This is a genomic window from Halopseudomonas sp. L-58 (assembly GCF_056859475.1).
Genome location: NZ_JBSXON010000028.1, coordinates 1 through 11676 on the forward strand (window position 1 = coordinate 1; position 11676 = coordinate 11676).

At 59.7% G+C, this 11676-nt stretch carries 11 protein-coding genes; 4 read left to right on the top strand and 7 right to left on the bottom strand.

Features of this window, described 5'->3' with window-relative positions:
- Positions 1-112 precede the first annotated feature (112 nt).
- Positions 113-397 (bottom strand): hypothetical protein, encoded by a 285-nt coding sequence (locus AC13EY_RS01590; protein WP_482876075.1) that lies wholly within the window; start codon positions 395-397, stop codon positions 113-115.
- A gap of 314 nt (positions 398-711) precedes the next feature.
- Here AC13EY_RS01590 and AC13EY_RS01595 point away from each other — a divergent pair, with 314 nt between their 5' ends.
- Positions 712-999 carry a hypothetical protein gene (locus AC13EY_RS01595; RefSeq protein WP_412779056.1) on the top strand — a complete coding sequence of 96 codons (288 nt, stop codon included), beginning with the start codon at positions 712-714 and terminating at the stop codon, positions 997-999.
- A gap of 200 nt (positions 1000-1199) precedes the next feature.
- Here AC13EY_RS01595 and AC13EY_RS01600 read toward each other — a convergent pair whose 3' ends face one another.
- The 6 genes from AC13EY_RS01600 to AC13EY_RS01625 form a co-directional block, all read right to left on the bottom strand.
- On the bottom strand, positions 1200-1796 hold the full coding sequence (locus AC13EY_RS01600; RefSeq protein ID WP_088273694.1) for an IMPACT family protein: 597 nt from the start codon (positions 1794-1796) through the stop codon (positions 1200-1202).
- Positions 1797-1891: 95 nt separating this feature from the next.
- On the bottom strand, positions 1892-2317 hold the full coding sequence (locus AC13EY_RS01605; RefSeq protein WP_235005708.1) for a helix-turn-helix domain-containing protein: 426 nt from the start codon (positions 2315-2317) through the stop codon (positions 1892-1894).
- Complete coding sequence (locus tag AC13EY_RS01610) at positions 2314-3630, bottom strand: type II toxin-antitoxin system HipA family toxin (RefSeq protein WP_088273692.1); 1317 nt, start codon at positions 3628-3630, stop codon at positions 2314-2316. Before AC13EY_RS01610 ends, AC13EY_RS01605 begins: the two co-directional genes overlap by 4 nt.
- Before the next feature lie 189 nt (positions 3631-3819).
- Positions 3820-5619, bottom strand: a complete 1800-nt coding sequence (locus AC13EY_RS01615; protein WP_482876078.1) for an acyl-CoA dehydrogenase — start codon at positions 5617-5619, stop codon at positions 3820-3822.
- Between the two features lie 126 nt (positions 5620-5745).
- Entirely contained in the window at positions 5746-6930 is a 1185-nt protein-coding gene (locus AC13EY_RS01620; protein WP_088273690.1) for an acetyl-CoA C-acyltransferase, read from the bottom strand.
- Positions 6931-6983: 53 nt separating this feature from the next.
- A complete protein-coding gene (locus AC13EY_RS01625) occupies positions 6984-8318 on the bottom strand; it encodes a spinster family MFS transporter (protein ID WP_233048218.1) in 1335 nt (444 codons plus the stop codon).
- A gap of 171 nt (positions 8319-8489) precedes the next feature.
- Between AC13EY_RS01625 and AC13EY_RS01630 the strand changes: the two genes are divergently transcribed.
- The 3 genes from AC13EY_RS01630 (at position 8490) to AC13EY_RS01640 (ending at position 11661) form a co-directional block, all read left to right on the top strand.
- Positions 8490-9590: an FAD-dependent oxidoreductase gene (locus AC13EY_RS01630; RefSeq protein ID WP_233048219.1), complete on the top strand. Its 1101-nt coding sequence runs from the start codon at positions 8490-8492 to the stop codon at positions 9588-9590.
- 116 nt (positions 9591-9706) lie between these two features.
- Positions 9707-11269 carry a methyl-accepting chemotaxis protein gene (locus tag AC13EY_RS01635; protein WP_233048220.1) on the top strand — a complete coding sequence of 521 codons (1563 nt, stop codon included), beginning with the start codon at positions 9707-9709 and terminating at the stop codon, positions 11267-11269.
- Positions 11270-11313: 44 nt separating this feature from the next.
- Positions 11314-11661, top strand: a complete 348-nt coding sequence (locus tag AC13EY_RS01640) for a hypothetical protein (RefSeq protein ID WP_233048221.1) — start codon at positions 11314-11316, stop codon at positions 11659-11661.
- Positions 11662-11676 lie beyond the last annotated feature (15 nt).

An 11676-nucleotide genomic window follows, 5' to 3' on the forward strand; every position in this document is an offset into this window, starting at 1 on the left:
AACGGTTTATTCCAGGCAGCCCGATCACGTGCCCGCGGATACAGAAATGAGGCCAACTTCATTGCCATGATTTACTTGATTGGCAGCCCGGTGGGTCGCTTGCTCGATCAGGCTAAATCCACATGAAACGTCGAAGAACCCATTTTCCCTCAATGCCTACACCTGCTGTTTCATCGATATAGAATTTCGCTTTATTTTCTCTGCACCATTCTTCGAGTTCTTGCTTCAAATCTGAATACTGATTACGCGCCCAATCAGGAGATTTTGATTTCCAAGCTTCCTCAGTTGGTAAATATGCAGAAAGAATTCCCATTGGAAGCTCAAGGATAAATTGGCCTCCGTCACCTGTTACAACAAGTTCTTCTTTCCATCGTGGCTGAAACTTGAATTTGCTCACTGCGAACACCTAACAGTTGAGTAGACCGACGGCTTCGTCATTGCATATCAATGACTTCTTCATAACAACGCGACGCCCCACTTATCCAAAACAGATTATTCACATTTAAATCAAATACTTATATCCCTTCCACGGCGCACAATCTGTAATATCGTGACTTCTTCATTTTACGCCGCCAATAACACTGTACAAGCATGCAGCATTTATGGGATATGAGTGCCATACAAGCCAAGCCACGCCTGTGGGCACAGTTTCGTAACGTCGCCAGGGTGAGTCACTACAGCATTCGCACCGAGAAGACATGCTGGTAGTGGATACGCTATTTCCTGCGCTACCACCGGAAACGCCACCCTCTGGAGATAGGGCACGCGGAGGTCAGCGAGCTTTCTGGTTGGCTGACGGTCATTCGCCATGTGGTTGCTGTCACGCAGAATCAGCCGTTCAACGCGCTGGTGGGCGATAGCGGTGCCACTCGGGCGAAGCCGCCTGCACGGATACCGACGGGGTTGCCGCTGCTGGGGCATGCTGATGTGCGTACTACGCAGATTTATACCCATGTCCTTGGTAATGCCTTTGCCGGTGTGCAAAGTCCGCTCGGGTAGGCCTTTGGCTTAGCCGGGCAATCCGTTTTCTGCTTCAAGACTATTGCAGGGCGCAAAGCGCTGTCTATCCCCTGTGCGCAGCAAGGCCTCAAGTGGTCGGGCCTATTCTGCAGATCATGGTCGTTTGACTTGTGCAGGTGCGGGCCTTTCCTGACCGACAATCAGGCACGGTTTGGACTCACCATACCCCGGGCCAGGTATCACTCTCCCTGCCCCTCAGCCTCCCAGCCAAGCTCACCGCGGGTAATGGACATCAGCTGCTCACGCAGGGGCTCGGTGGCGCTGGCGGGCAGGCGCACCTGCAGCCGCACGGCCTGGCCATGACTGACCTCAAGCAGCTCACCACCCTGCTCTGCGATCAGATTGCGGGCGACGCCTTCGTGGGCGTAGGCCAGTTCGCAGTTCAGCGTCTGGCTGGGGATGTGTTCGATCTTTTCGGCTTGCAGCAGCGCCTGGGCGACCGCATCGGTGTAGGCGCGCACCAGGCCGCCGGCGCCAAGCTTTACGCCGCCGAAATAGCGCACCACCGTTGCCAGCACGCCGTCGAGCTGCTGATGGCGCAATACGTCCAACATGGGGCGCCCTGCTGTTCCCGATGGCTCGCCGTCGTCGACTGCGGCGCTATGACCGCCCGCCAGCAGCGCCCAGCACACATGTGCGCAGCCGGGGTGTTCGGCGCGCAGGGCGTCTACCCGCGCCTGCGCTGCGGCACGGTCAGCGATGGGCTCAACACAGGCGAGGAAGCGGCTTTTGCGGATTTCCAGCGAACTGGTGACGGGATGGGCAAGGCTGTACATCGCGCAAGAATAACCCGGCAGCAGCAGCCTAGTCAGTGCCTGGCAACAAACATGCCTGCGCAACTGACGCGGACAGGCCTGCTGCTTTCTCCGCCCTACCGCCCCTTGCCTGTTGCTGGCTTGCCGCGCGTCGCTCGATTGGGTTTGCTACCCCGGGTGACAACCCCAGAAGCTTTGTCGCTTGCTTTGTAGTTGGGGGGTGGCTCTGCCAGATGCGGTTGCCGCATCAATGCCATGCTGGTCTGTCCGGGCGCTGCCGCTTTCATCAGGCCCAAACGCAGACCAAATTTGCGCAGGACAGAGTCTAGGGTGCCGAGGGTCGGATTACCCTTATCTGTTTCCAACTGGTACAAGGCTCGAGTAGACATGCCGCACATCTTGGCGAAAGTTTCCTGATCAAAACCTGTAATCTCCAGGCGCAGCCTGCGGATCGCTACCCCAAGGGTAATGACGCCATCAGCGTGCTGCTGCATGATTTCTTCAATCAGTTGCTTGCGCTGCTCTCCCGTCGAGGTATTCATATCAGCTCCCATTGCCGCAGATGCTTGTCCAGATCATTCACTGGCAGCGCTGCGTTCTGGCGGATATCCAGCGGCATGTTTACGAGTAAGTCAGGTAGCGCTTTGAACTCCTTAGCTGCGTCACGTACACGCTGATAAAGGTCCTCGGGGGCATACCATTGCTGGAAGCAGGCGCAGTTTTTACGCCAGTCAGGAGCGCCTTTGCTTTCGGCCTCCCAATTTGGCGCCCGGGTTACGCCCTCTGCGTCCAGGATCATTGGCGCCAAGTCATAGATGGGAGCCAGCTCAAATCTTTCGCTGTGACGAAATACCGCGATATTGCGACCGTGGTTGTCGCTGTTGCCCAATATCCGGTTAAGCAAGTCACGGAGGATGTACTCAAAGATCAGATCCGGCACCTCAGACTCTTGCCCACCGATGCACCAAAGCTCAATCAGCCGCGCCAGCACAGCCTCGTGCTTTAGTCTGGAACCCGGTTCGGTGTTGCCCAACAACGAGTAGACCGATTCCACCGCGATGCGCTCTACGCCCTCCCCCTGCACAACGCGGTCAAAACGCGGCATCCAGAGGCTCGGCTTGTCCGCCTCTTCCAAGCTAAGACCGGCCGTAGGGACGGTGTTCAAACCCAGATCTGCTACGGCTTTGTAGTAATGGTATTCGGCGCGAAGAATATTCTTGTCGTTCTCTGTCACATTGTTGCGCGCAAACTTGACCAGCCAATGTGCCTGCACGAGTCTGTCATCCAGCATCGCGTCGGCGTAAAACTGGCCGTCACGGCTCTCTGCCAGCAATAACTTGGGCGCTTCACCCTGTGCTCCGGTCGCCCCGCCCAACGCTGCGCCCGCTTCGCAGGCATACTCGAGAAAGTCGTTGGTACGCTCAACAATATGCTGACGAGCAAAGGCCTCAGCGCCCGTATCCTCCAATGCCTCAGCAGACTCCTTTACCCTCAGGTTTCCGATAGCCGAGGGCGTACACCGACCAAGTAGAAACCAATCAGTATCGACGCCGTCGGGCTTTTCATCATGAAAACGCTTGAGCAAAGACCTTCTAGCGTGGCCAGCCGGAATGATGTCGTAAACAAACGCAGGGAAGCCTTTGCTGTCCACCGGATTCCAGCTGACAGGCAAGTTAACGCTAACGGCATATTCAAAGATGCTATCGATCGCCTCAACAAATTCTCCCAAATAGGTAGTTTTGTAGGAGGCGGTCATGCGTGCATCCGCAACAGAACCCGGATTAGACGGGCTCAATTCCAAGGCATCGTGCCATTGGCCGTTGGCATGGGTTTGTATCGTCAGGGCTGGGTACATTACAGCAACCACAATCGGAACTAAGATGCTGAAAGACTATGCCATAACCAGAAAACCAGCAATATAAGTCTTATAAAATGCGTAAAATCGCTAAAACCAGCACTTTAATGCTGATTTAAACTGAAAAGGTGCTCCTGCGCCCACAAAAAAGCCGGACACCAGGCCCGGCTTTTCGTCACACCTGCGGGATCAGAAACAATCCAGCGGCATATCCAGCGTGGTGCGATCCGCGCTGCGCAGCACGTCTGCCAGTGCCATCGGCTTGGGCAGTTCGTAACGCAGGAAGTAGTCGCAGGCGTTGAGCTTGCCCTGATAGAAGCTCGCCGGGCGCTCGCCGCCGTTCTGCAGGCCACGCAGGGCAGCCTGGGCCTGGCGCAGCCAGAGCCAGCCGACGACCAGATGGCCGAAGCACTCCATGTACAGGTAGGCGTTGGCCAGGGCTCGATCCGGGTCGCTCTTCTTCATCGCCTGCAGCGCGTCGGTGATGCCTTCGACGGTGTTCAGCGCAGTGCTCAGCAGCTCGGCATTGGCTTTCAGCTCGGCGACGCTGCCGCACTCGGCCAGGGTGGCGCGGATGCGGGTCAGCAGGCTTTGGTAGAAACGGCCACCGGCCATGCTCACCTTGCGGCCCAGCAGATCCTGCCCCTGAATACCGTGGGTGCCTTCGTGGATCGGGTTCAGGCGGTTGTCGCGGTAGAACTGCTCGACCGGGTATTCGCGGGTATAGCCGTAGCCACCATGCACCTGAATCGCCAGGCTGTTGGCTTCCAGGCAGAACTGCGACGGCCAGGATTTGACGATCGGTGTAAGCAGGTCGAGCAAACCAGCAGCTTCTTCGCGCGCTGCGGCATCCGGTGCGTGCTTCTTCTCGTCAACCAGGGTCGAGGAGAACAGGCACAGCGACAGACCACCCTCAACGAAGGCTTTCTGCGCCAGCAGCAGACGACGAATGTCGGCGTGCTGCACCAGCGGGATCATTGGGGTTGCCGGATCACGCTCGGCCAGACCACGCCCCTGGGTACGCTCGCGGGCGTATTCCAGTGCGTGCAGGTAACCGGTGTAACCCAACATGACCGAACCCAGACCCACGCCGATGCGGGCCTCGTTCATCATGTGGAACATGCCGGCCAGGCCGTTATGCGGCTCGCCGACCAGGTAACCGACCGCCCCGCCCTTCTCGCCGAAATTGAGCATGGTGGAGGTAGTGCCGCGGTAACCCATCTTGTGGATCAGACCGGCCAGTTGAACGTCGTTGCGCTCGCCGAGGCTGCCGTCGTCGTTGACCAGGAACTTGGGCACGATAAACAGCGAGATGCCCTTGGCACCGGGCGGTGCGTCGGGCAGCTTGGCCAGCACCAGGTGCACGATGTTCTCGCTCAGCTCGTGGTCACCGGCGGAGATAAAGATCTTGTTGCCACTGATGCGGTAGGTGCCGTCGTCCTGCGGGATCGCGCGGGACTTGATGTCACCCAGCGAGGAGCCGGCGTGCGGCTCGGTCAGGCACATGGTGCCGAAGAAGCGGCCGGCCATCATCGGCTCGGCGTAACGCTGCTTCTGCTCGTCGGTGCCGTGGGCCATGATCAGGTTGCAAGCAGCGATGGTCAGACCGGCGTAGGCCTGGGTGCTGACGTTGGCGCCCTTGATCAGTCCGATACAGGTCTGGGCAACAGCCGCCGGCAGCTGCATGCCGCCACGCTCGTAATCCTGCGAGGCAGCCATCAGGCCGGTATCACGCAGCACGGCCAGCGCCTCGGAGACTTCCGGGCGAATCACAACCTTGCCATTCTCGAAGCGCGGCTCGTCTTCATCGCACAGGCGGTTGTGCGGTGCAAAGGTCTCGCTCGCGACCTTCAGCGCCAGCTCGATGGCGGCATCAAAGGTATCGCGGCTGTGGTCTTCGTAACGCGGGAATTGGGTAAAGCGCTCGATATCCAGCATTTCATAGAGCAGAAACGCCAGATCGTCGGTATTGATGATTTTCTGGGACACGGAAAATTCCTCTGGAATTTTTAGCTACAAGCGCCAAGCCTCAAGCGGCAAGCCAAGCCCGAAAAGCGAAACCCGAGCATGGCCCGGGTTTGCTTGCAGCTTACGGCTTGCAGCCTGCGGCTGGGATCAGACGATCTCGAACAGACCGGCTGCGCCCTGGCCACCGCCGATGCACATGGTGACAACCACGTACTTGACGCCGCGGCGCTTGCCTTCGATCAGCGCGTGGCCGGTCAGGCGGGAGCCGGTTACACCGTAGGGGTGACCGATGGCGATGGAGCCACCGTTGACGTTCAGGTTCTCGGCCGGGATGCCCAGACGGTCACGGCAGTAGACAACCTGGGAAGCGAAGGCTTCGTTCAGTTCCCACAGACCGATATCGTCCATGGTCAGGCCATTGCGCTGCAGCAGGCGCGGGATGGCGAAGACCGGGCCGATGCCCATTTCGTCAGGCTCGCAACCGGCAACGGCGAAACCGCGGAAAATACCCATCGGCTCAACGTTCAGCTGTTCGGCAACCTTGCTGTTCATCACGGTGCAGACAGACGCGCCGTCAGACAGCTGGCTGGCGTTACCGGCGGTGATGAAGTTGCCCGGGCCACGGACCGGCTGCAGGGAGGACAGGCCTTCCAGAGTGGTGCTCGGACGGTTGCACTCGTCACGATCCAGAACCACTTCCTGGTCGGTGATTTCGCCGGTTTCCTTGTTCTGGACCTTCATGATGGCCTTGAACGGTACGATTTCGTCGGCGAACTTGCCGCTCTGCTGACCGGCAGCCACGCGCTGCTGGCTCAGCAGGGAGTACTCGTCCTGGGACTCGCGGCTGACGTTGTAGCGCTGGGCTACGATGTCGGCAGTCTCGATCATGGACAGGTACAGCTCGGGCTTGTTCTTCATGATCCACTCGTTGGTGCCGTGGAACATGTTGATCTTGTCGTTCTGGCACAGGCTGATGGACTCAACGCCACCGGCAACGATGGCCGGGATCTTTTCGCTGACAACACGCTGGGCAGCGATGGCGATGGACTGCAGGCCGGAGCTGCAGAAACGGTTCAGCGACATACCGGCAGTGGTAACCGGCAGACCGCCGCGGATGGCAGCCAGACGCGCCATGTTCTTGCCCTGGGCACCTTCGTGGAAGGTTGCGCCGAGGATCACGTCTTCAACCAGCGCCGGGTCGATACCTGCGCGCTTGACCGCTTCTTCAATGACGAAGCCGGCCATGTCAACACTGTGGGTGTTGTTCAGTGCGCCGCGATAGGATTTGCCCAGGCCGGTACGGGCCGTAGATACGATAACTGCGTCTGTCATGTTGTTGCTCCTGTTGAAATTCAAGTACATCAGCCTGCAGCCGGGGTTATCCCTCAGCCCGGCTGGCCCTGCTGTTCACCCCAGCGTGTCAGCGTGTCCCGTGCCTCCCGGTAGGGTTTGAGCCCCATGGCCAGAAGGATGATGGCGCCCACGGTAATCACGCTGGCAACGATGAATATGGAATAACGGATCGCCATGTCGTCCTGGAACACGTAGTCGGTGAACAGCGCGACGGCGGTCGGACCAATACCCAGACCGATCAGGGTAATGGTGAAAAGATAGATGGCCGAGGCCTGACCACGCATGGCGTTGGGCATGACCTCCTGAATCGCCGCCGGTGCGACACCAAACGGCATGGCGACCGTGAATACGTTAAAGAACATGATGGTCCACAGCAGCGGCATGTTGTCGACCAGATACACCACGTTGCACAGCAGGGTCAGGATAGCCGAGAGCAGACCAACCCGCATGTTGGCATCGCGACAGCCGCGGTGGGCAAGAAAGTCGGCGAGACGCCCGCCGAATACAATCCCCAGAGACCCGGCAACCATCACCAGCGAGCCGTAGTAGACACCGACTTCGCCCGGAGTCAGCCCGTGGTTGCGAATAAAGAAGGTCGGAATCCAGGCCGAGGCGCCGTAGGAAGCAAACGACAGACAGGCAAAACCGAAGTTATGGCACAGCACCGCCTTGCGAATACCCATCAGGTAACGGCCCACGTCCTTCAGCGGCACGGCGACGCCGGCACCAATACCCTTGCGGGACGGCTCCTTGATCGCCAGCAGCACCAGGCAGAACAGCAGGCCTGCGGCACCCAGCACCAGGAAAATCAGTTGCCAGGGGCGGACTTCACCCAGCAGCGGCAGCACCATCGGGCCTTGCGCGTTAGCCCACGTCACCACCAGGCCACCGAGCAAAAATGCAGCGCCAGCCCCAAGATAAATACCCATGGCATAGACACTGATGGCCGTTGCGCGACGATTGGCCGGGAAGCTGTCGGCGATCAGCGAATAGGCAGCTGGAGACAGCGCAGCTTCTCCTGCGCCCACGCCAATGCGACCAACGATGAAATGCCAGTACTGCTGCGCCAGACCGCAGAACGCGGTCATCAGACTCCACACGGCCACGCCCGCAGCGATCAGGCCGCGGCGGCTCTTGGAGTCGGCAATCCGCCCCAGCGGAATACCGGCTACAGTGTAGAAAACGGCAAATGACAGACCCATCAGCAGGCTCATTTCAGTATCGGAAATCTGCAGGTCCTGGCGAATAGGCCCAACCAGCAGGTTCAGAATCTGGCGATCTACAAAGGACAGGACATAGGCAACCAGCAAAATACTGACCGTCAGCCAGGCTCGTTTGGGCGACGGATAACTATTATTCTCGTCCACGCTATGCTCCATTTTTTGTAGTTGGAATTATCAGCAGGACGAGACTATCAGGTTCGCACAGCGAAAGTCGATTTCGAAATACAGCGATCAGCAACCTCAATGCGTGTCTATCACCGGAGGCTATGTATTGTTCAAACAGTTTCCGCAGCTCTCTGAAAAGGCCCTCGCACCATGAGCTCACCCCTAATCATGGTCGGTGCCGGCCATGCCCACCTGATCGCCCTGCGCGGCTGGATTGAACAGGGTTATCAGGTTCCGCCCGGCAGCACACTGATCTCGCCGGAACCCCATGCCTGGTACTCCGGCATGATGCCCGGCATGCTGGCCGGCCGCTGGCAGCCAGAGCAATGCCGCATTGCACTGGCCCCGCTCTGTGACGCCACGGGTCTGACCCTGCACATCGGGCGGCTGGCACATCTTGACGCCGACAACCGGCTGCTGGAGCTGGACAGCGGGGAGCAATTGCGCAGCACCGTACTATCCATCAACAGCGGTGCAATGAATCCAGCGCCGCCCGACAATGACCAGAGCCTTGCCGTCATCGGCGCCAAACCCTTTGCCGATCTGTTCCGTTACTGGCAGACATGGCAGGCCGGCGACAGCCCGGAGAAGCTGGTGATTCTGGGCGGCGGCGCAGCCGCGGTAGAGCTGGCTCTGGCGCTGCAAAGGGCTCTGCCCCGCAGTCAGCTGACGCTGCTGTGCGCATCCCGGCTGCTCGCCGGGCACCCAGCCGGAGCTGCGCGCACGACCCGATCCCTGTTTGCCCAGCGCGGTATCACGCTGCACGAGAATACTGCTGTCACGGCAATCGAGCGCGGCACCCTGAGATCGGCAGATGCCCCGCCGGTTGCCGCTGACGCAGTCATCCTGGCTACCGGTACCGCACCGGCTGCCTGGCAACCGCAAAGCGGGCTGGCGACCGACAAAGCCGGATTCATCAGCATCGATGCCACATTACAGAGCACCTCGCATCCGCAGATCTTTGCCAGCGGCGACTGTGCGGCGCTGGCCGGCTGCCCTCACTCCGGCGTTTACGCCGTACGCCAGGGGCCGATACTGGGCGCGAATCTGCGCGCCCAATTGCAGGGTGGCCCGCCACAGCTGCGCTTTGAGCCCCAGCCCAGAGCACTTGCCCTGCTGGCCACCGCAGACCGGCAGGCCCTGGCCTGTTATGGCCCCCTGGCGCTGCGCAGTCGCGCGGCGCTGTGGCTGAAGAACAGGCTCGACACCGACTTCATGCGCAGCCTGCAGCTTGACTGCCCCCCAGCCTGACGGCGGGCCAAGACCAAAGATCAATTGTCGGTACCCGAGACAAATGGCTAAATGAGGCTGAATCGACCATAACAAGAACAATACTGGGCATTGCGCCCCTGAATGGACCTCTGCTTATGCACACCGGATTTATCGGCAAAGCGATTCTCGCCCTGCTGCAACTGGGCACCCTTGGCTGGCTTTACTACAGCGCCGGCGTTGACGTGCTTGCGCCCGCGCTGATCCTCGCCGTGCTGCCCTGGATCGGGCTGCCCTGGTTTTATCCGCCCTCCGACCCGTCATCGGTGATCGAACCATCAGGCAGCACAACGGGCAGCGCCGATCTCAGCGCGCGCCTGTCCCGCGCTACCAGCCAGAACGCCATTGCCGCGGCCGAGGTCGCGCACTCGGTCGAGCAATTGCGCCAGCGCCAGCAGTCACAGCTGCTGGCGATTCGTCAGGTGACCGACAGCGCCCAGCAGATAGCCGCCGAGGTCGACGCTACCAGCCGTTATGCCGAGCGCGCCGACGGCGCCGCCGAACAGGCGCGCAGCCGCAGTCAGCAGGGCCGAGACGCACTGGATCAGGCCACCCAGGTGATGCACCAGTTGGCCAGCCAGACTGACGCAGCCAACACGGTACTCAACGAACTCAATGCCCAGACCACCCGGATCGTACAGGTCACCGAGGTAATCGACTCCATTGCCAGCCAGACCAATCTGCTCGCTCTCAATGCCGCCATCGAAGCCGCCCGTGCAGGAGACATGGGCCGTGGTTTCGCCGTCGTCGCCGATGAAGTCAGGGCACTGGCCGCCCGCACCGCCTCCTCCACCTCTGAAGTCGCCGATATCATTGAACGCATGCATCAGCAGAGTCAGCGGGTAAATGCCGACTTTGCCGCGCTGGTAGAGCAGGTCCAGGGCGGCGTCAGCCTGATTGAAAGTGCCGCCGGCCAGCTGGAAGAAATCAGCACCCAGGGTGACGAGGTTAAGGCCGTTACCGGGCAGATCGCCGACAGTAGCCTGACCAATCGTGACCAGCTGGCCAACCTGAGCAGCGCGCTGGAGCAGGTACGCAGCGATATCGAACAGAGTGATGAGCAAACCCGACGCCTCGGCGGCGAAGCGATCAACCTGGTGTCGCTGGCCGAGCAGGTCAGTGAGATGCTGGCTGATGTCGCCCTGGACGAATACCACCAACGCTTCTTCGATGCCGCACAGCAAACCGCCAGCGCCATTGCCGCGAGATTTGAGGCGGATCTGGCCAGCGGCAAGATCCAGCGCAGCGCGCTATTTGACCGTAACCTGAAACTCATCCCCGGCAGCAACCCGGCCCGCTACAGCAGCGCTTTCGACAGCTACACCGATCAGGTGCTGCCGGCCATTCAGGAGCCGCTCCTGCAACAGCACCCGGAACTGGTCTATGCCATCGCGGCCATTCCCTCGGGCTATGTGCCGACCCACAACCTGCGCTTCAGCAAGCAACCCACCGGCGACGTGCAGCACGACACCCTGCACTGCCGCAGCAAGCGACTGTTTGATGATCCGACCGGCCGGCGTTGCGGCAGCCATGAGCAAGCCCTGCTGCTGCAGACCTACAAACGGGATACCGGCGAGGTGATGCACGATCTGTCAGTGCCTATCATGGTGAATGGTGAGCATTGGGGCGGGCTGCGGCTGGGGTACAAGCCGGAACAGTAACGACTGACCGGATGCTTTGTCGGGTAAAACACGGGGAAAAGGCTATGGCGCTGTTTCGTGCCTATCTATTGGCAATAACACTGGGGCTGGTGACATACACCATGCTGGTCGGAATGGAGCATGGCTGGAACCTGCTGCCGATTTTCTTTGGCAATATCGTCGAAATGAGCTGGCAAGGGCAGTTCTACCTCGACTTCATGTCATTCCTCAGTTTGTCTGCTATCTGGGTAGCCTGGCGCCACCAGTTCTCGGGCTCCGGTATTGTGCTGGGCATTCTGGCATTTTTTGGTGGAATGCTGTTTCTTGCCGCCTATTTGCTTTGGGCAAGTGGACAGGCCTCAGGTAACACCAAGGTTCTGCTGCTCGGCCGTGAGCGGGCAAAATCCGCCTAGCACCAATCGCAGCCT